Genomic DNA, 18922 nt, shown 5'->3' with positions numbered 1-18922 from the left:
GGTCTTACTTCTCCTCGGTGGTACGGGCGTGACTGACGGCGGGTTCGTTGCCGCCGAGCAGGAGGTACAGGACGGCCATCCGGATGGAGACTCCGTTTGCGACCTGCTCGACCACGGTGCAGCGCTCGGAGTCGGCGACCTCGGCGGTGATCTCCATGCCGCGGACCATCGGGCCGGGGTGCATCACGATGGCGTGCTCGGGCATCTTCGCCATCCGGTCGCCGTCGAGGCCGTAGCGGCGTGAGTACTCGCGCTCGGTCGGGAAGAACGCGGCGTTCATGCGCTCCCGCTGCACGCGCAGCATCATCACCGCGTCGGACTTGGGGAGGACGGCGTCGAGGTCGTACGACACCTCGCAGGGCCAGCGCTCGACGCCGACCGGCACCAGGGTGGGCGGGGCGACCAGGGTGACCTCGGCGCCGAGGGTGTGCAGCAGGTCCACGTTGGAGCGGGCGACCCGGCTGTGCAGGACGTCGCCGACGAGGGTGATGCGCTTGCCGGCCAGGTCCTGCCCTATGCCGGCGTCCCTGCCGACGAGCCGGCGGCGCATGGTGAAGGCGTCCAGGAGGGCCTGGGTGGGGTGCTGGTGGGTGCCGTCGCCCGCGTTGATGACGGCCGCGTCGATCCAGCCGGAGTTCGCCAGGCGGTAGGGCGCGCCGGAGGCACCGTGCCGGATGACGACGGCGTCGACGCCCATCGCCTCCAGGGTCTGGGCGGTGTCCTTGAGGGACTCGCCCTTGGAGACGCTCGATCCCTTGGCGGTGAAGTTGATGACGTCGGCGGAGAGGCGCTTCTCGGCGGCCTCGAAGGAGATCCGGGTCCGGGTCGAGTCCTCGAAGAAGAGGTTGACCACGGTGCGGCCGCGCAGGGTCGGCAGCTTCTTGATCGGCCGGTCGGCGACCCGGGCCATCTCCTCGGCGGTGTCGAGGATCAGGACGGCGTCGTCGCGGGTGAGGTCGGCGGCCGAGATGAGATGACGCTGCATCTGTCAGGCTCCGTAGGGCAGTTCACATATCGGGAGATTGCGGGCAGGCCAGGGCGCGCCGGACCGGCGCGGGCCTCGGACTGCTACTGGGCCTTCGCGCCGAGCAGCACGGTGTCGCGACCGTCCTCCTCGGCGAGCAGGACCTTGACCGTCTCCCGCAACGACGTGGGGAGGTTCTTGCCGACGTAGTCGGCGCGGATGGGCAGTTCGCGGTGGCCCCGGTCGACGAGGACCGCGAGCTGGACCGCGCGCGGGCGCCCGATGTCGTTCAGCGCGTCGAGGGCGGCGCGGATGGTGCGGCCCGAGAAGAGCACGTCGTCGACGAGGACGACCAGTCTGCCGTCGATGCCGTCGCCGGGGATCTCGGTGCGGGCCAGCGCGCGGGGCGGGTGCATGCGCAGGTCGTCGCGGTACATGGTGATGTCGAGCGAACCGACCGGGATCTTGCGGTCGGTGATCTGCTCCAGCTTGGCGGCGAGCCGCCGGGCGAGGAAGACGCCGCGGGTCGGAATGCCGAGGAGCACCACGTCGTCGGCGCCCTTGGCGCGTTCGACGACCTCGTGGGCGATGCGGGTCAGCACCCGCGCGATGTCGGGCCCTTCGAGCACGGGCCGGGCATCGGACGCCTGAAGATCAGGCTTGACCTGCTTGTCCTGCTGTTCCTGCTTGTCCATACGAAACGGACCCCCTTCTCCGCCTCACGGGACGGACCTTAAAGGACGTCGGATTTGCGCCATCCACCGTAGCAGGTGGCGTCCGGGCCCCCGATCACCCCCTCGGCCTAACCGGCCATCGTCACCACGGAAGAGTCGGTGCGGACCATTCGGCTTGACGCAGGAGAGTAACGCTGCGTAACCTCACAGTGAGTTACCAGCCGCGCGGCAGGAACCAAGGCCGGCCGCGTCGACACAGTGTCCGGGGAGCTATATGTCCAGCGAATACGCCAAACAGCTCGGGGCCAAGCTCCGGGCCATCCGCACCCAGCAGGGCCTATCCCTCCACGGTGTCGAGGAGAAGTCCCAGGGACGCTGGAAGGCCGTGGTGGTCGGTTCGTACGAGCGCGGCGACCGTGCCGTGACCGTACAGCGTCTTGCCGAGTTGGCGGATTTCTACGGGGTCCCCGTGCAGGAACTGCTGCCCGGCACCACCCCCGGCGGTGCCGCCGAGCCCCCGCCGAAGCTGGTCCTCGACCTGGAGCGGCTGGCCACGGTGCCGGCCGAGAAGGCGGGCCCGCTCCAGCGCTACGCGGCGACCATCCAGTCCCAGCGCGGTGACTACAACGGCAAGGTGCTGTCGATCCGCCAGGACGACCTGCGCACACTGGCCGTCATCTACGACCAGTCCCCCTCGGTCCTCACCGAGCAGCTGATCAGCTGGGGCGTCCTGGACGCGGACGCCCGCCGCGCTGTGGCCACCCACGAGGACGCCTGACCCGCACCACGCCTGAGCAGAAACGTGCCGCCGGGGTGGCCGGAACTCAACGGTTCCGGCCACCCCGGCGGCTTTTTTCAGGTTCACGTCCTGAGCGACGCAGGTGCACGAGGCAGGGGCGCGAGGAACCGCGCGACAAGCCCCAGACGGCCGTCAGCCGCCCGACGACCGCACCACCCACCCCATTGGGCACAGGAACGCCGGAAGGCCCGCAGCAAGCAGCTGCGGGCCTTCCGGCGTTGTGTCGGCTCACGCCTCGCGGCGCAGCGACGGCTTCAGCTCCTTCAGACGCCCGAGGAGCCCGTTCACGAACGCCGGCGACTCGTCCGTGGAGAACTCCTTGGCCAGCTGGACCATCTCGTCGAGGACGACGGCGTCCGGTGTCTCGTCGGCCCAGATCAGCTCGTAGGCACCGAGACGCAGGATGTTGCGGTCGACGACCGGCATCCGGTCCAGCGTCCAGCCGACCGAGTACTGGGCGATCAGCTCGTCGATACGCGTGGCGTGTTCCGCGTAGCCCTCGACCAGCTGCATCGTGTACTCGCTGACCGGCGGCTGCCGGGTGTCGGTCCGGGACAGCCGGACCCAGTCCGCGAGCACGGTCAGGACGTCGGCCCCGCGCTGGTCGCCCTCGAAGAGGATCTGGAAGGCGCGCTTGCGGGCCGTGTTGCGGGCAGCCACGGTTAGCTGTTCACCCGGCCGAGGTAGTCGCTGGTGCGGGTGTCGACCTTGATCTTCTCACCGGTGGTGATGAAGAGCGGGACCTGGATCTGGTGGCCGGTCTCCAGCGTGGCGGGCTTGGTGCCGCCGGTGGAGCGGTCGCCCTGGACGCCGGGCTCGGTCTCCTGGATGGTCAGCTCGACGGCGGCGGGCAGCTCGACGAAGAGCACCTCGCCCTCGTGCTGGGCGACGACGGCCGTGAAGCCCTCGATCAGGAAGTTCGCGGCGTCACCGACGGTCTTCCGGTCGATGTGCAGCTGGTCGTACGTGTCCATGTCCATGAAGACGAAGTACTCGCCGTCCATGTACGAGAACTGCATGTCGCGCTTGTCGACAGTGGCCGTCTCGACCTTGACGCCGGCGTTGAAGGTCTTGTCGACGACCTTGCCGGACAGCACGTTCTTGAGCTTGGTGCGCACGAATGCGGGGCCCTTGCCGGGCTTGACGTGCTGGAACTCGACGACGGACCAGAGCTGGCCGCCTTCGAGCTTGAGCACCAGGCCGTTCTTGAGGTCGTTCGTGGAAGCCACGGTTGCGGAATCTCCTGGACTGACGTGGACGACCCCGGGGCACGCACCTTCCCTATAGTGCGAGCAGCTCCTTGGTCGTGATGGTGAGTAGCTCGGGTCCGCCGTCCGCCTCGGGGCGCACGACGAGCGTGTCATCGATCCGGACACCGCCCCGGCCCGGGAGGTGGACCCCCGGTTCGACGGTGACCGGCACGCAAGCGTCCAGTTTACCCATGGCCGAGGGGGCGAGCTGCGGGTCCTCGTCGATTTCGAGTCCCACACCGTGTCCGGTGAGGGGTTGCAGTCCCTCGGAGTGACCCGCGGAGTCCAGTACCTGGCGCGCGGCACGGTCCACGTCACGGCAGGCGGCACCGGGTACAAGGCTCTCCCGGCCGGCCCGCTGGGCGGCGAAGACCAGGTCGTACAGCTCGATCTGCCAGTCCGCGGGCGAGGTGCCGATCACGAAGGTGCGGCCGATCTCGCAGCGGTAGCCGCGGTAGGTGGCGCCGAGGCAGACGGAGAGGAAGTCGCCCTCCTCGACCCGCCGGTCGGTGGGGCGGTGGCCGCGGCGCCCGGAGTTCGGGCCGGTGGCGACGGAGGTGCGGAAGGCCGGGCCGTCGGCGCCGTGGTCGACCAGCCGGCGCTCCAGCTCCAGGGCGAGGTGCCGTTCGGTACGGCCGACGAGGATCGACTCCAGCAGTTCCCCGAGGGCCTGGTCGGCGATCTCGGCGCCGATGCGCAGGCAGGAGATCTCCTCCTCGTCCTTGACGACCCTGAGCTGCTCGACCGCGCTGCCCAGATCGGCGAGGCGCAGCCGCGGGGCGACCGAGGCGAGGGCGCGGTGCCGGGCCACGGTGAGGTGGTGTTCCTCGACGGCGAGGGCGTCGGTGCCCTGGGCGGCGGCGAGGCCTGCGGCGGCCACCGCGGGGTCGCCGGCGGGGCCTTCCAGAAGGTGCGGCCGGAGGGACTCGTCGACGCGGGCCCCGGTGGGGCGGTCGTCCAGCGGGCCGGGTGCCACGAGGAGGTCCTCGCGTTTCCCGAGCAGCAGGACGGAGCCGTGCGGGGCGGCGCCGGCGAGGTATCTCACGTTGGCGGGGCGCGAGATCAGCGCGGAGGCGCTGCCGCTGGCCTGGCAGCGGTCCCTCAGGCGGGTTCGGCGTGCGGCGTACACCTCGGACATGACACGAGCGTAGGAGTGCTGGGCGAATCGTGCCGGTCGAGGGGGCCGAGTGGGGTGCGGGTGCGGGGTGCGTGGGGGCCGAGTGGGGTGCGTCGTCGGGTGCGGGGTGCGTGGGGGCCGAGTGGGGTGCGTCGTCGGGTGCGGGTGCGTGGGGGCTTGTCGCGCAGTTCCCCGCGCCCCCAAGAAGGTGGGGGCAGTCACCGCCGCCCAAGAAGGTGGGGGCAGTCCCCCCGGCTACCAGTTCGGGGGGCTTGCTATTGCTCGGGCCAGGACCTCGTCCAGGACGTGGGCCGTGGTCGGTACGTCCAGTTGGGAGTTGTCGATGATCGGGAGGCCCGAGCCGTACCAGCCGGCCATGCGGCCGTGGATGCGGGCCACCTCCTCGTCGGTGAGGCGGCGGTTGCCCATGCGTTCCGCGTTGCGTTCCAGGACGACGTCGAGGCCGGGCAGGAGGACGACGGGCAGCAGCCCGGGGCCGACGTGGCGCTTCCAGCCGCCGAGCCCGACGACCGGACGGTCCGGGAAGACCGCGTCGTCGAGGATGCACGAGATGCCGTTGGCCAGGAAGTTGCGCGCGGCGAAACCGCAGGTGCGGCGGGCCAGGCGGTACTGCGCCTCGGAGTTGTCGTTCCACCCGGACTGGGGGTCGGCGAATCCGGCGCGGACCCATTCGCGGACGTCGTCGAGGCTGATGTGGGCGGTGGGGACCCGGCGGTGGTCCGCCCAGTACTTGGCCACGCTCGTCTTGCCCGCTCCGGCCGGGCCGATGAGGAGGACGGCCAGGGTGGTGCCCGCGGGGTCGGGCGCCGAGGTGGCGGCCGGGGGCACGGCGGGAAAGCCGACCGGGGCACCCGGCGGCAGCGGGACATGACCCGTGGTGTCCGGGGGCGGTGGGGTCGGGGGCAGCGGTGGGGCCGTGGGCTGCGGCGGCGCGACCGGGGGTGGCGGCACGGGCGCGGGGCCCTGGGGCGCTCCCGGGTGGTGTGCGGCCGGCTGCCAGCCGGTCGGTCCCTGCCCCGGCTGATGGGGCGGCGGCAGCGGAGATCCCACTGCGTGCTGCATCCGGTGCCACTCCGTCTCGTCATGTTCGGCCGCGCTCGTTACCGAACGGTACCGCCCCCGGTCGTCGTTTGGTGAAACGGCCGGGGGCGGCCGGAAGTGCCCGTGCCAGGAGGCGATCCGGGCGGAAGGAACACCCGCGGACACCCGCGGACCTAACTCCCGACCTCGCCGTACGCGGCGAGCAGCACCGCCGGGTCCGGGCCCTCCAGGACCGTCGGCTTGGCCAGGCCGTCCAGCACGATGAAGCGGAGCAGGTCGCCGCGGGACTTCTTGTCGACCTTCATCGTCTCGACCAGCTTGGGCCACTGGTCGTAGCGGTAGTGCAGGGGCAGGCCCACCGACTCCAGGATGGTGCGGTGGCGGTCCGCCGTCGCGTCGTCCAGGCGGCCGGCGAGGCGGCCCAGCTCGGCGGCGAAGTGCATGCCGACGGCGACCGCGGCGCCGTGCCGCCACTTGTAGCGCTCGTTCTTCTCGATGGCGTGGCCGAGCGTGTGGCCGTAGTTGAGGATCTCCCGCAGGCCCGACTCCTTGAGGTCGGAGGAGACGACCTCCGCCTTGACCCGGATCGACCGCTCGATCAGCTCGGCCGTGTGCGGGCCCGCCGGGGTGCGCGCGGCCTCGGGATCGGACTCGATGAGCTCCAGGATCGTGGGGTCGGCGATGAAGCCCGCCTTGATGACCTCGGCGAGCCCGGAGACGTAGTCGTTGACCGGGAGGGAGTCGAGGGCGGCCAGGTCGCACAGCACGCCCGCCGGCGGGTGGAAGGCGCCGACCAGGTTCTTGCCCTCGGCCGTGTTGATGCCCGTCTTGCCGCCCACCGCCGCGTCCACCATGGCCAGCACGGTGGTCGGGACGGCGATCCAGCGCACCCCGCGCAGCCAGGTCGCGGCCACGAAACCGGCCAGGTCCGTGGTGGCGCCGCCGCCCACGCCGACGATCACGTCGGAGCGGGTGAAGCCGGACTGGCCGAGCGCCTTCCAGCAGTAGGCGGCGACCTCGGCGGTCTTGGCCTCCTCGGCGTTCGGCACCTGGATGGCGACAGCCTGGTAGCCCTGCCCGGCCAGGTCGGCGCGGAGCGCGTCGCCGGTCTCGGCGAGCGCCTCGGGATGGATGACGGCGACCCGCTTGGCCTTCTCGCCGATCAGCCCGCCCAGTTCGCCGAGCAGCTGACGGCCCACCAGGACCTCGTACGGCTCGGTGCCCGCCGTGCCGCCGACCTGGATCCGGGTGACTGCCTCGCTCATGCTTCCTTCAACTCCAGTGCGTCCAGGGCTGCTTGGGTGACCTCTTCGGGCGTACGGCCGTCGGTCGCCACGACGGCCGTGGCGATCTCCTCGTACAGGTGCCGCCGCGCCTCCATCAGCTCGCGCCACTGTTTGCGCGGGTTCAGGGCGAGCAGCGGCCGGGCCGCGTTCAGGCCGGTGCGCTTGACGGCTTCCTCGACGTCCATCGAGAGGTAGACCACCCGCTGCCCGGCGAGCAGGCTCCGCGTGTCCGCGTCCAGGATCGCGCCGCCGCCGAGGGCGAGGACGCCCTCGTGCTCGGCCAGCGCGTCCCGCACCGCCCGCTTCTCGATGGCGCGGAAGACCGGCTCGCCCTCCGCCACGAAGATGTCGGCGATGGTGCGGTCCTCGGCGGCGACGATGTCCTCGTCGGTGTCCCGGTAGCCGACGCCGAGCCGCTCGGCTAGCAGCTGCCCGACCGTGGACTTGCCCACGCCCATCGGCCCGACCAGCACCACCATCGGCGCGGTGCTCACCGGATGGCCAGGTTCTCGAGGTACGACCGCACGTTGCGGCGGGTCTCGGGGACGGAGTCGCCGCCGAACTTCTCCGCGACCGCGTCCGCGAGGACGAGCGCGACCATCGCCTCGGCGACGATGCCGGCCGCCGGGACGGCGGAGACGTCGGAGCGCTGGTGGTGCGCCTGCGCGGCCTCGCCGGTCGCCACGTCCACGGTCTGAAGGGCGCGCGGCACGGTCGCGATCGGCTTCATCGCGGCCCGTACCCGCAGCAGCTCACCGGTGGACAGGCCGCCCTCGGTGCCGCCGGCCCGGCCGGAGACGCGCCGGATGCCCTCGGGCGTGCCCACGATCTCGTCATGGGCCTTGGAGCCGGGCACCCGGGCCAGCTCGAAGCCGTCCCCGATCTCGACGCCCTTGATCGCCTGGATGCCCATCAGGGCACCGGCGAGACGGGCGTCCAGCTTGCGGTCCCAGTGGACGTGCGAGCCGAGGCCGACCGGCACGCCGTACGCCAGCACCTCGACCACACCGCCCAGGGTGTCGCCGTCCTTGTGGGCCTGGTCGACCTCCGCGACCATCGCCTTCGAGGTGTCCGCGTCCAGGCAGCGCAGCGGGTCGGCGTCCAGCTTCTCGACATCGGCCGGGGTGGGGTAGGTACCCGCCGGGGCCTTCACGGAGCACAGCTCGACGACGTGCGAGACGATCTCGATGCCCGCGGTCTCCTTGAGGTACGACCGGGCGACGGCGCCGAGCGCCACGCGGGCCGCGGTCTCGCGGGCGGAGGCCCGCTCCAGGACCGGACGGGCCTCGTCGAAGCCGTACTTCTGCATGCCGGCGAGGTCGGCGTGGCCGGGGCGGGGCCGGGTCAGCGGGGCGTTGCGGGCGAGGCCGGCGAGGATCTCGGGGTCGACCGGGTCGGCCGCCATGACCTGCTCCCACTTGGGCCACTCGCTGTTGCCCACCATGATCGCGACCGGGGAGCCGAGGGTCAGGCCGTGCCGGACACCGCCGAGGAAGGTGACCTCGTCACGCTCGAACTTCATCCGGGCACCGCGGCCGTAGCCGAGCCGCCGCCGCGCCAGGTGGTCGGCGACCATCTCGGTCGTGATCGGCACGCCGGCGGGAAGGCCCTCCAGCGTCGCGACAAGTGCGGGACCGTGGGACTCCCCCGCGGTCAGCCAACGCAGCCTGCTCAACGATGCTCCTCAGTGCTCGCGCCCTGGTACTGCCCTGAGTACGCGTGTCCTCGCGTACGGCGACGGCCCGACCGGGTGCGCGGCCCCGGTCCGCCACCTCCGATCCTCCCACGTCCGGGGACCGGACCCGGCCGCCGGTCCAGCAGACGGACGCCCGGACGGGTCAGCGCTCGGCGAGGGCCTTCTCCCCAGCCCGGCGCATGGCGTCCAGGGGTGCCGGGGTGCGGCCGGTCATCTGCTCGACCTGGAGCACGGCCTGGTGCACCAGGAGGTCGAGGCCGCTCACCACGGCGCCGCCGAACATCGACCAGCGGGCCGCGAGTTCGGTCGGCCAGGGGTCGTAGAGCACGTCGAAGAGCGTCGTGGGCCGTTCCGGCACGGCTGCGGCGAGGGCGTCGGTGGTGCCGGCCGGCGTGGTGGCGACGACCAGCGGAGCACGCAGCGCCTCAGCCGCGTCGGCCCAGTCGGCGGTGCGGACCTCGACGTCGAGCCGCTCGCCCCACTCCCGCATCTCGGCGGCACGGGCCGCGCTGCGGACGTAGGCGACGACCTCGCCGGTGCAGATCCGGGCGAGTGCGGCCAGGGCGGAGGAGGCGGTGGCGCCGGCGCCCAGGACGGCGGCGGATTCGACCTGTTCGATACCGTGCTCGCGGAGCGCGGCGACCATGCCTGGAATATCGGTGTTGTCCCCGAGCAGGCGCCCGTCCTCCGTGAAGACGACGGTGTTGACCGCGTCCACCGAGGCGGCCGTCTCGCTGATCTCGTCGAGCAGCGGTATGACCGCCCGCTTCAGCGGCATGGTCAGCGACAGCCCCGCCCACTCCGGCCCCAGCCCCGCGACGAAGCCGGGCAGCCCGGCCTCGTCGACCTCGAAGCGCCCGTACGACCAGCCGGTGAGCCCGAGCTCGTCGTACGCGGCCCGGTGCAGCACCGGGGAGAGAGAGTGCCCGATGGGCTTACCGAGCACGGCGGCCCGGCGGGCGTCAGTGGCCCGAGGTGGCATTGAACTTGTCCTTGAGCTGCTGGAATTCCGCGTAGGTCTTGGCGAATTCGGTGTTGTTCTGGCCGTCGGTCGCCACGAAGTAGATCCAGCCGTCTTCGGTCGGATTCAGCGCCGCCTTCAGAGCGTCCTCGCCGGGGTTGCCGATCGGGCCCGGCGGAAGGCCCTTCTGGGTATAGGTGTTGTACGGGCTCCGGTTGCTGTTGATCTCCGACTCGCTGATGTGGATGTTGCTCGTACCCTTCAGGTAGTTGAAGGTCGAGTCGAATTGGAGCAAACGGTTCGTCTCGGTGTTCGTGGTCTTGAGACGGTTGTAGATCACTTCCGCCATCTTGCGGAAGTCGTCGTGGGTCTTTCCTTCGGCCTGGACGAGGCTCGCGACCGTGATGACCTGCAACGGATTTTCCAGGTCGTACTTCTTGGCCTCGGCCACCAGGTTGTAGTTGGCGTATTCCTCCTTGGCCGCCGCGACCATCTGTTTGAGGATCGCGTCGGGCTTCATGCCCTTGGCCGCGGCATAGGTACCCGGGTAGAGGAATCCTTCCAGCGGATCCATGATCTTGCTGTTGCTGTTCGCATAGCTCGGCAGACCAAGGTTCTTGTACTCGGCCTTTGCGATCTTCTTGCTGCTGCCCGCGGAAAGGCCGAGTTTCTTGTCCAGGGCGACGTACACGGCCGCCGCGCGCTCACCCGGCGTGACGACCACGCTGCTCTGGCTCGCCGGGTCGAGCATCAGGAGGACGCAACTCGCTGCGGACATCTCCTTTTTCAGGGTGTAGGCACCCGCCTGGATCGTGTCGCCCTTCGGGTTCTGCGACTGCGCGTGGACGAACGCGTCGACGCTCTTCACGACGCCGGCCTCCCTGAGCCGGCGGCCGATCTCGTAGCCGCCCGCGCCCTTGGGGATCTGGACGGTCACGATCTCGCCGTTGCCGCTGCCCGCGTAGTCAGGGGATGCGCCGAAACGATTTTGGTAGAAGTGCCAGCCGAAGTAGCCGACGGTGGCCGCGCCTCCGCCGAAGACCAGGCAGACCACCAGGCAGGCGAAGCCGTTGCGGCGCTTCTTGGCTCCTTCTCCGCCCTTGCCCTTCTTGCCGCCCCTGGGCTCCTTGCCGTCCTTGCCGCGGCCACCACCGCGGCGTCCCTTCGGATCGTCGTCGTCCTCGTCGTCCTCGTCGTCGGCACCCGTGAAGAAGGGGTGCTGCTCCTCTTCCTCGGCCACGGAGTCCTGCTGCGGTGCCGGTTCGGGTACCCGCCTGCGGCCGGGCGGCTCCGGCGGCGGGTAGGCGTCCTCGGTGCCGTAGAAGTCGGGCTGCTCACCGCCGTAGGCGACGGGTTGCTGGCCGTAGGGGTCGCCCGGGTCGGCGGCGTACGGCACCTCGCCGTGGGTGCCGGCCGCGTCCCAGGTGCCCTGGTGGTACTGCTGCGGAGCGTGGCCGGCGTACTGCTGGTCGTACTGCTGCTGCGCATGCCCGTCGGCGTACCGGAGTTGGCCCTGTTCGTCGTAGTACGCGTACTGCTGCTGGGCGTGGTGCTGGTCATACCCGCCCTGCGGGTGCTGCTCCCAGTCGCCGTACTGCTGCTGCGACTGCTGCGGGTAGTGCTGCGGCTGGCCGTCGTAGGGGGACTGCTGGCCCGCGTGGGCCTGCTGTCCGCCCCATCCGCCGTCCCCGTACAACGGGTCCTCCGGATGCCACGGTTCGGAGCCTGGGCCCCGGCCATACTCAGTCATCGATCCCCTAGAGCCGCGAGGCGGCACGTCACGCGGCTGGTGGGCCGGTTGCCGTTCCGCCTCTTGCTGTGCGGTGGCTGTTCGAAAACCATCGCATCGCGCGGAACGTTACCGTATCGCGATCAGATGACCACTTCGACGCCCTCACCGGGTGGTTTACCTGACACCCGTTCGGATTCCAGCGCCTGCTGAAGAATGATCACCGCGGCGGCCTGGTCGATGACCGATCGGCCCTTCTTGGACTTCACCCCCGAGGCCCGCAGTCCCTGACTGGCCGTCACGGTCGTCATCCGCTCGTCGACCAGCCGGACCGGCACCGGTTTGACACCCTTGGCCAACTCCTGGGCGAACGCCCTGACCTTGACCGCCGCCGGGCCCTCGCCCCCCTTGAGGGAGCGCGGGAGTCCGACGACGACCTCGATCGGTTCGTACTCCGCGACCAGTTGCCGCAGCCGGCGGTGGGCCGCCGGGACGTCCCGGCCGGGAACGGTCTCGACCGGGGTGGCGAGGATCCCGTCGGGGTCGCACGAGGCGACCCCGATCCGGGCGTCCCCGACGTCGATAGCGAGTCGACGTCCTCTGCGCATTTCCGACCGTTTCCTTACTTCGCGGTCTCGGTGACGAGGCGCTCGACGGCGTCGACGGCCTCCCCGATCGCGGCCGGGTTCTGGCCGCCGCCCTGGGCGACGTCCGGCTTGCCGCCACCGCCGCCGCCGAGCGTCTTGGCGGCGGTGCGGACCAGGTCACCGGCCTTGAGACCGCGGTCGCGGGCGGCGTCGTTGGTGGCGATGACCGTCAGCGGCTTGCCGTTGTTGACCGTGAACAGGGCGACCACGGCGGCGCGTCCGCCCTGGATGCGGCCCCGCACGTCGAGGACCAGCCGGCGCAGGTCGTCCGGGGTGGTGCCGTCCGGGACCTGCCCGGTCACCACGGCGATCCCGCGGATGTCCTTGGCGGACTCGACCAGACCGGCGGCGGCCTGGAGCACCTTCTCCGCGCGGAACTTCTCGATCTCCTTCTCGGCGTCCTTCAGCTTGCCGAGCATGGCGGAGACCTTCTCCGGAAGCTCCTCCGGACGGCCCTTGATCAGCTCCTGGAGCTGGGCGACGACCGTGTGCTCACGGGCGAGGAAGTTGTAGGCGTCGACACCGACGAGCGCCTCGATACGGCGGACACCCGAACCGATCGAGGACTCGCCGAGCAGCTTCACCAGGCCCAGCTGGGAGGTGTTGTGCACGTGGGTGCCGCCGCACAGCTCCTTGGAGAAGTCGCCGATGGTCACCACGCGGACCCGCTCGCCGTACTTCTCGCCGAACTCGGCGATGGCGCCCTGCTTCTTGGCCTCGTCGATGCCCATGATGTCGGCGCGCACGTCGAGGTCGCGGGCCAGCACCTCGTTGATCTTCTGTTCGACGTCGGTCATCACGGCGGTGGGAACCGCGGACGGCGAACCGAAGTCGAAGCGGAACCGGCCGGGCTGGTTCTCCGAACCCGCCTGGGCGGCGGTCGGGCCGAGGGCGTCGCGCAGCGCCTGGTGAGTGAGGTGGGTGGCCGAGTGGGCACGGGCGATGGCGGTCCGGCGGCGGGAGTCGATGGAGGCGTGGGCCTTGGCGCCGACGGTGACCTCGCCGACCTGGACGACGCCCTTGTGGACGTACACGCCGGGCACCGGCTTCTGGGTGTCGCGGATCTCGATGACGGCACCGGTGTCGACCTTGATCCGGCCGGTGTCGCCGATCTGGCCGCCGCCCTCGGCGTAGAACGGGGTGCGGTCGAGGACGACCTCGACCTCGTCGCCCTCGGTGGCGGCCGGCGAGGAGACGCCGTCGACGAGGATGCCGACGATCGTGGTCTCGCCCTCGGTGTCGGAGTAGCCGATGAAGTCGGTGGCACCGGTCCGGTCGGCGATCTCCCGGTAGGCGCCGGCGCCGGCGTGGCCGGTCTTCTTGGCCTGGGCGTCGGCCTTGGCGCGCTCCCGCTGCTCCTTCATCAGGCGGCGGAAGCCCTCCTCGTCCACCGAGAGGCCCTGTTCGGCGGCCATCTCGAGGGTGAGGTCGATCGGGAAGCCCCAGGTGTCGTGGAGCAGGAACGCCTTGTCACCGGCGAGGACCTTGCCACCGGCGTCCTTGGTCTCGGTGACGGCGGTGTCGAGGATGTTGGTGCCGGCCTTGAGCGTCTTGAGGAAGGCGTTCTCCTCGGCGACGGCGACCTTCTCGATCCGCTCGCGGTCGGTGACCAGCTCCGGGTACTGCTGGCCCATCATCCGGATCACGGTGTCGATCAGGTCGAGGACGACCGGACCGGTGGCGCCGAGCAGCCGCATGTTGCGGATGGCGCGGCGCATGATGCGGCGCAGCACGTAACCGCGGCCCTCGTTGCCCGGGGTGACGCCGTCGCCGATGAGCATCACCGACGTGCGCATGTGGTCGGTGACCACGCGCAGCGAGACGTCCGAGGCGTGGGCGTCGCCGTAGTGGACGCCGGTCAGCTCGGTGGCCTTCTTGATGACGGCCATCGAGGTGTCGATCTCGTACATGTTCTGCACGCCCTGCAGAATCATGGCGAGACGCTCCAGGCCGAGACCCGTGTCGATGTTCTTGCTGGGCAGCTCGCCGAGGATCTCGAAGTTGTCCTTGCCGATGCCCTCGCCGCGCTCGTACTGCATGAAGACCAGGTTCCAGATCTCCACGTACCGCTCGTCGTTGACGGCGGGGCCGCCCTCGACGCCGAACTCGGGGCCGCGGTCGTAGTTGATCTCGGAACACGGGCCGCAGGGGCCGGGGACGCCCATGGACCAGTAGTTGTCCTTCATGCCGAGGCGCTGGATGCGCTCCTTCGGCACACCGATGACCTCGTGCCAGATGCGCTCGGCCTCGTCGTCGTCCTTGTAGACGGTGATCCACAGCCGGTCCGGCTCCAGGCCGTAACCGCCCTTGTCCTGGGGCGTGGTGAGCAGCTCCCAGGCGTACTTGATGGCGCCTTCCTTGAAGTAGTCGCCGAAGGAGAAGTTGCCGCACATCTGGAAGAAGGTGCCGTGCCGGGTGGTCTTGCCGACCTCTTCGATGTCCGGGGTGCGCACGCACTTCTGCACGCTGGTGGCGCGCGTCCACGGCGGCTTGACCTCACCGAGGAAGTACGGCTTGAAGGGCACCATGCCGGCCGGGACGAGGAGCAGAGTCGGATCGTCCGCGATGAGCGACGCCGAAGGGACGACGGTGTGACCGCGCTCCTCGTAGAAGCTCAGCCAGCGGCGGCGGATCTCTGCCGACTCCATCAGTGGTCCTCATTCCGGTCGTACGAGTACGTCGTGGGATCGACGTACTTCGAAATCCTGCTGTTCTCGATGTACTTCGGGTCGTTGCGGTTGTTCTCGATGGCGGCGAGCCGCCGGGGTGCGGGCAGTCCGGGGTCCGTGTTGATGCCCAGTGCCTCCCCCAGCTCTTCCTCCCGCTGGGCCATGTTGTCGCGGACGTCGAGCGCGAAGCCGACCGCCCGGTCCCTGATCCGGTGACCGGTCTCCAGCGCCTTGTTCGCGGCGGTGGCGGCCAGGCTCTCCGGGGTCAGCTGCTTGAGCTTGCGGTTGACCTTGGTGGTGGCCCAGACGCCGGCGGCGACACCGGTGGTGAACCAGAACGAACGGCGGAACATATGGCCTGGCTCCTACTTTCCCCGGTTCTTCCGCCGCGCGGCGGGCACCGTCCGGCCCACGATCACGGTACGCCTGGGCTCCTTCACGGGCACGTCCGCCTTACGGCCGGACAGCGCCCGCCGCACCCCGTAGCCGAAGGCCGCGACCTTGACCAGCGGGCCGCCGAAGGTGGAGGCGACCGTGGTCGACAGCGCGGAGGCGTTCGACGTGACCTCCTGGACGTCGGAGGCGATCGAGTCGACCCGGTCGATCTGGGTCTGCGCGGAGCGTACGGCCGCGGAGGCGTCGGCGAGCAGCGGGACGGCCTGGTCGGTCACGTCCGCCACGAGCTTGGTGGTCGCCTTGAGCGTCTGGGCCAGCCTCGCCAGTGCGACGGCGAGGAAGGAGACCAGGATCGCCCAGAAGACGGCCACCAGGATCCCGGCCACCTCTCCACCGGACACTGCGCGCACCCGCTCCCTGAAACGTGCCTCAACATCGAAAAGTCTGCACCGAGCCTATCGCGCCGCCGGTGCGGCTCCGTACCGGATTACCGGGCGCGGAGGATGGAGTTGCCGGAAGGGATTGTACGGAACGAACACGGTTAAGTACGCTCCGTGTCCCATGCGAGGTCCTCAGCGCCCCGGCCCCTCGGCGGACGGCAATCTGCCCCTGGAACTGACCGCCTTCGTGGGCCGCACGGCCGAACTCGGTGAACTCGCCCGGGCCCTGGCGTCCGACCGGCTGGTCACGGTGACCGGGGCCGGCGGGGTCGGCAAGTCCCGGCTCGCGGCCCGGGCGGCGGCCGGCGCGGCGCCCCGGGACGGGGTGTGGCGGGTGGAGCTGGCGCCGGTGCGCGATCCGGAGTTCGTGGCCTACGCGGCCGTGGAGGCGCTGGGCCTGACCGACCACACCGCCCGGCCGCCGCGCGAGACGCTCGTCGAGCAGCTCGCCGGCCGCCGGGTCCTGCTGCTCCTCGACGGGTGCGAGCACCTGGTGGACGCGTGCGCGGAACTGGTGGCCGAGCTGCTGCGACGGCTGCCCGACCTGGCCGTGCTGGCGGTGGGCCGGCGGCCCCTGGGGGTGGCGGGCGAGCGGCTGTTCCCGCTGGCGCCGCTCGGCGAGGACGAGGCGGTGGAGCTGTTCGGCGAGCGTGCCGAGCGGCAGGGGCTGGACGTGCGGGGCCACGCGCAGGTACGGGAGGTGTGCCGGCGGCTGGACGGCATCCCGCTGGCGATCGAGCTGGCGGCGGGGCGGCTGCGGGCGCTGTCGCCCGGACAGCTGCTGGAGCGGCTCGACGACCGGTTCCGGCTGCTGACCGGCGGCGGACGGGACGGTCTCCCCCGCCACCGGACGCTGCGTACCGCGATCGGGTGGAGTCATGAACTGTGCACGCCCGCCGAGCGCCTGCTGTGGGCGCGGCTGTCGGTGTTCGCGGGGACCTTCGACCTGGAGGCCGCGGAGTACGTGTGCAGCGGGGACGGGCTGTCGCCCGAGAACGTCCTGGACGTGCTGACGGAGCTGCTCGCCCAGTCGGTGGTGTCCCGGGAGGGGACCCCGAGGGGCGTGCGCTACCGGATGCTCGACACCGTGCGGGCGTACGGCGCCGACTGGCTGACGGGCGCCGGGGACGCGGGACGGCTGCGGCGCCGGCACCGGGACTGGTTCATGGGTCTGGCGACCTGGTGCGAGCTGGACTGGTTCTCGCCCCGGCAGGGCGAGGTGGCCGAGCGGGTGGAGGCCGAGCTGCCGAACCTGCGGACGGCCCTGGACCACTGCCTGACCGAGCCGGACGAGGCCCATCTGGGCCAGTGCCTGGCGGGTTCGCTCTGGTTCTACTGGGTGGGCTGCGGCCGTCTCGCGGAGGGGCGGCGCTGGCTGGAGCGGAGCCTGGAGCTGGACTCGGGGTATCCGCGGTCCCGGCTGAAGGCGCTGTGGGTGCTCGGTTACGTGGCGATCCTCCAGGGGGACGCGGTGCCGGCGCTGGCGGCGCTCCAGGCGTGCCGCGCGGAGGCCGAGCTGGTCGCCGATCCCACGGCGGTGGCGTACGCGGAGCACCGCACCGGCTGTCTGGCCCTGGTCACGGACGACATGGCACGCGCGGAGACGCTGCTGCGCTCCGCGCTGACGCGCTACCGGGAGATCGGCGAGCTGAACAGCAACGTCCTGATGGGGCAGGTCGAGCTGGCGATGACCAGGGCGTTCCAGGGCGATCTTGCGGACGCGGTCCGGCTGTGCCAGCAGGTGCGCCGGGTCTGCGAGGACCACGGGGAGCGCTGGGCCCGGTCGTACGCGCTGTACGTGCTGGCGTACGCGGCCTGGCGGGACGGCGACCATCCGGGTGCCCGTGCGCTGCTCACCGACTGCCTGTTCCACGCGCACGGTTTCCGTGACCTGCTCGGCTCGGTCCTGTCGATCGAACTGCTGGCCCTGGTGACGGTGGGGCAGGGCGATCCGGCCGAGGCGGCGGTGCTCCAGGGCGCGGCCGGGCGGATGTGGCCGGCGGTGGGGCTGCCGCTGTTCGGCTCGGCCCACTACAACGCCCCGCACGAGCTGTGCGAGGAGGCGGCCCGGCGGGCCCTGGGCGACGAGCGGTACGCGGAGTGCGTACGGCAGGGGGCCGGTCTTGACCGGGTGGCGGCGGTGAACCGGGCGCTGGAGTACTTCGGGGCGCGGCCGTCGGCGGCCATGCCGGCGCCGCGCGGGCCGGTACGGCAGCGGCGGGACGGCTCCGACACGCAGAAACCCGCCGCCTCGCCCACCCGGAAGGGCGGGGAGACGGCGGGCTGACGCTGAGGTGCTACGCCGGGGCTGGGATCAGCGGGCGTAGTACTCGACGACGAGCTGCTCGTCGCAGATGACCGGAACTTCCTTGCGGTTCGGCTCGCGGTCCAGGCGGAACGCCAGGGCCTTGAGGTTCACCTGAAGGTAGCGGGGGGTCTCGCCGTCGGGGGCGAAGCCACCCTCGCGGGCGACCTGGAAGAGCGTCTTGTCCTTGGAACGGTCGCGGACCTGCACGACGTCGTCCGGACGGACCCGGAAGGACGGCTTGTCGGTCTTCTGGCCGTTGACCTGGATGTGGCCGTGGACGACCATCTGGCGGGCCTGGTAGATCGTGCGGGCGATGCCCGAACGCAGGACCAGCGCGTCGAGGCGGCGCTCCAGCTCGACGATCAGCGCCTCACCGGTCTTGCCCTGCACCTTGGAGGCACGCTCGTAGGCGCGGACCAGCTGGCGCTCGGAGATGTCGTACTGCGCACGCAGACGCTGCTTCTCCAGCAGACGGACCTTGTAGTCCGAGTTCTGCTTGCGGCCGCGGCCGTGCTCACCCGGCGGGTAGGGGCGGGCCTCGAAGTACTTGACGGCCTTCGGGGTCAGCGCGATGCCGAGGGCACGCGACTTCTTGACCTTGGGGCGGGACTGGTTCGCCACTGTCTCTTTCTTCCTTCTGGTATTCGGCTTGTCAGGGTTGAGGGAGGTCGCAATCCGCAGCCGGGGAAACCCTCCGGAGCCCGTTGCCGGGTCTGGTGGGCAGCCGCTCCCCTGGTCTGGGCACATACGTGCAGCACGCGAGTGGCCCACCGACCGGTACCGTCGCCTCAGGACGACGGATGGTGGTGGGCTGCCCGCGACACCGTTCGACGGTGCGCGACGCTCCTGGATCCCCCTCGCGGGGGTTCCGGCCGGTTGTCCCGCTCTGACTGCGCGGGACTCGGCACTTCGGGGCAGTCTACA

18 protein-coding genes are annotated in these 18922 nt (G+C 70.9%); 2 read left to right on the top strand and 16 right to left on the bottom strand.

Annotation, left to right across the window (positions count from 1 at the left end; translation table 11 throughout):
• Window positions 1–4: 4 nt before the first annotated feature.
• Window positions 5–985, bottom strand: coding sequence for an aspartate carbamoyltransferase catalytic subunit (locus MB828_RS29675; RefSeq protein ID WP_133026019.1), 981 nt, complete (start codon window positions 983–985; stop codon window positions 5–7).
• Between the two features lie 83 nt (window positions 986–1068).
• Window positions 1069–1659 (bottom strand): bifunctional pyr operon transcriptional regulator/uracil phosphoribosyltransferase PyrR, encoded by a 591-nt coding sequence (gene pyrR / locus MB828_RS29670; protein ID WP_301650859.1) that lies wholly within the window; start codon window positions 1657–1659, stop codon window positions 1069–1071.
• 253 nt (window positions 1660–1912) lie between these two features.
• Here pyrR and MB828_RS29665 point away from each other — a divergent pair, with 253 nt between their 5' ends.
• Complete coding sequence (locus MB828_RS29665; RefSeq protein ID WP_020938842.1) at window positions 1913–2416, top strand: transcriptional regulator BldD; 504 nt, start codon at window positions 1913–1915, stop codon at window positions 2414–2416.
• Between the two features lie 249 nt (window positions 2417–2665).
• Here MB828_RS29665 and nusB read toward each other — a convergent pair whose 3' ends face one another.
• The 13 genes from nusB to MB828_RS29600 form a co-directional block, all read right to left on the bottom strand.
• Window positions 2666–3097: a transcription antitermination factor NusB gene (nusB, locus tag MB828_RS29660; protein ID WP_046726574.1), complete on the bottom strand. Its 432-nt coding sequence runs from the start codon at window positions 3095–3097 to the stop codon at window positions 2666–2668.
• 2 nt (window positions 3098–3099) lie between these two features.
• Window positions 3100–3666: an elongation factor P gene (gene efp / locus MB828_RS29655; RefSeq protein ID WP_046726575.1), complete on the bottom strand. Its 567-nt coding sequence runs from the start codon at window positions 3664–3666 to the stop codon at window positions 3100–3102.
• Window positions 3667–3718: 52 nt separating this feature from the next.
• On the bottom strand, window positions 3719–4825 hold the full coding sequence (locus MB828_RS29650; protein WP_301650858.1) for an aminopeptidase P family protein: 1107 nt from the start codon (window positions 4823–4825) through the stop codon (window positions 3719–3721).
• A 234-nt stretch (window positions 4826–5059) separates the two neighbouring features.
• Complete coding sequence (locus tag MB828_RS29645) at window positions 5060–5887, bottom strand: Pro-rich N-terminal domain-containing protein (RefSeq protein WP_301650857.1); 828 nt, start codon at window positions 5885–5887, stop codon at window positions 5060–5062.
• Between the two features lie 152 nt (window positions 5888–6039).
• Window positions 6040–7131, bottom strand: a complete 1092-nt coding sequence (gene aroB / locus MB828_RS29640) for a 3-dehydroquinate synthase (protein WP_301650856.1) — start codon at window positions 7129–7131, stop codon at window positions 6040–6042.
• Window positions 7128–7631: a shikimate kinase gene (locus MB828_RS29635; protein WP_301650941.1), complete on the bottom strand. Its 504-nt coding sequence runs from the start codon at window positions 7629–7631 to the stop codon at window positions 7128–7130. The genes aroB and MB828_RS29635 overlap by 4 nt, the downstream gene beginning before the upstream one ends.
• An 11-nt stretch (window positions 7632–7642) precedes the next feature.
• Window positions 7643–8827 carry a chorismate synthase gene (aroC, locus tag MB828_RS29630; RefSeq protein ID WP_301650855.1) on the bottom strand — a complete coding sequence of 395 codons (1185 nt, stop codon included), beginning with the start codon at window positions 8825–8827 and terminating at the stop codon, window positions 7643–7645.
• Window positions 8828–8990: 163 nt separating this feature from the next.
• Window positions 8991–9830, bottom strand: a complete 840-nt coding sequence (locus MB828_RS29625; protein WP_301650854.1) for a shikimate dehydrogenase — start codon at window positions 9828–9830, stop codon at window positions 8991–8993.
• On the bottom strand, window positions 9811–11559 hold the full coding sequence (gene mltG / locus MB828_RS29620) for an endolytic transglycosylase MltG (RefSeq protein ID WP_301650853.1): 1749 nt from the start codon (window positions 11557–11559) through the stop codon (window positions 9811–9813). Before mltG ends, MB828_RS29625 begins: the two co-directional genes overlap by 20 nt.
• Before the next feature lie 122 nt (window positions 11560–11681).
• Complete coding sequence (gene ruvX, locus MB828_RS29615) at window positions 11682–12146, bottom strand: Holliday junction resolvase RuvX (RefSeq protein WP_301650852.1); 465 nt, start codon at window positions 12144–12146, stop codon at window positions 11682–11684.
• Window positions 12147–12160: 14 nt separating this feature from the next.
• Window positions 12161–14833, bottom strand: a complete 2673-nt coding sequence (alaS, locus tag MB828_RS29610) for an alanine--tRNA ligase (RefSeq protein WP_301650851.1) — start codon at window positions 14831–14833, stop codon at window positions 12161–12163.
• Window positions 14833–15207 carry a hypothetical protein gene (locus MB828_RS29605; RefSeq protein WP_301650850.1) on the bottom strand — a complete coding sequence of 125 codons (375 nt, stop codon included), beginning with the start codon at window positions 15205–15207 and terminating at the stop codon, window positions 14833–14835. The genes alaS and MB828_RS29605 overlap by 1 nt, the downstream gene beginning before the upstream one ends.
• 12 nt (window positions 15208–15219) lie before the next feature.
• Window positions 15220–15660 carry a DUF948 domain-containing protein gene (locus MB828_RS29600; protein WP_133026009.1) on the bottom strand — a complete coding sequence of 147 codons (441 nt, stop codon included), beginning with the start codon at window positions 15658–15660 and terminating at the stop codon, window positions 15220–15222.
• Window positions 15661–15811: 151 nt separating this feature from the next.
• Between MB828_RS29600 and MB828_RS29595 the strand changes: the two genes are divergently transcribed.
• The gene (locus MB828_RS29595) at window positions 15812–17977 is read left to right on the top strand and encodes an ATP-binding protein (RefSeq protein WP_301650849.1); all 2166 of its coding nucleotides are present in this window, start codon (window positions 15812–15814) and stop codon (window positions 17975–17977) included.
• Between the two features lie 27 nt (window positions 17978–18004).
• Here the strand turns inward: MB828_RS29595 and rpsD are convergent, their stop codons facing one another.
• A complete protein-coding gene (gene rpsD, locus MB828_RS29590; RefSeq protein ID WP_046726586.1) occupies window positions 18005–18619 on the bottom strand; it encodes a 30S ribosomal protein S4 in 615 nt (204 codons plus the stop codon).
• Between the last annotated feature and the right edge of the window lie 303 nt (window positions 18620–18922).

This window comes from Streptomyces arenae (assembly GCF_022343545.1).
Lineage (GTDB): Bacteria > Actinomycetota > Actinomycetes > Streptomycetales > Streptomycetaceae > Streptomyces > Streptomyces humi.
This window is presented reverse-complemented; position numbering and strand designations above follow the sequence as displayed.

Excerpts from the sequence above, each read along its gene's own strand:
- MB828_RS29675 (WP_133026019.1), bottom strand. The coding sequence starts at position 985 with ATGCAGCGTCATCTCATCTCGGCCGCCGACCTCACCCGCGACGACGCC.
- pyrR (WP_301650859.1), bottom strand. The coding sequence starts at position 1,659 with ATGGACAAGCAGGAACAGCAGGACAAGCAGGTCAAGCCTGATCTTCAG.
- MB828_RS29665 (WP_020938842.1), top strand. The coding sequence starts at position 1,913 with ATGTCCAGCGAATACGCCAAACAGCTCGGGGCCAAGCTCCGGGCCATC.
- MB828_RS29650 (WP_301650858.1), bottom strand. The coding sequence starts at position 4,825 with ATGTCCGAGGTGTACGCCGCACGCCGAACCCGCCTGAGGGACCGCTGC.
- MB828_RS29645 (WP_301650857.1), bottom strand. The coding sequence starts at position 5,887 with ATGCAGCACGCAGTGGGATCTCCGCTGCCGCCGCCCCATCAGCCGGGG.
- aroB (WP_301650856.1), bottom strand. The coding sequence starts at position 7,131 with ATGAGCGAGGCAGTCACCCGGATCCAGGTCGGCGGCACGGCGGGCACC.
- MB828_RS29635 (WP_301650941.1), bottom strand. The coding sequence starts at position 7,631 with ATGGTGGTGCTGGTCGGGCCGATGGGCGTGGGCAAGTCCACGGTCGGG.
- MB828_RS29625 (WP_301650854.1), bottom strand. The coding sequence starts at position 9,830 with ATGCCACCTCGGGCCACTGACGCCCGCCGGGCCGCCGTGCTCGGTAAG.
- mltG (WP_301650853.1), bottom strand. The coding sequence starts at position 11,559 with ATGACTGAGTATGGCCGGGGCCCAGGCTCCGAACCGTGGCATCCGGAG.
- ruvX (WP_301650852.1), bottom strand. The coding sequence starts at position 12,146 with ATGCGCAGAGGACGTCGACTCGCTATCGACGTCGGGGACGCCCGGATC.
- alaS (WP_301650851.1), bottom strand. The coding sequence starts at position 14,833 with ATGGAGTCGGCAGAGATCCGCCGCCGCTGGCTGAGCTTCTACGAGGAG.
- MB828_RS29605 (WP_301650850.1), bottom strand. The coding sequence starts at position 15,207 with ATGTTCCGCCGTTCGTTCTGGTTCACCACCGGTGTCGCCGCCGGCGTC.
- MB828_RS29595 (WP_301650849.1), top strand. The coding sequence starts at position 15,812 with ATGCGAGGTCCTCAGCGCCCCGGCCCCTCGGCGGACGGCAATCTGCCC.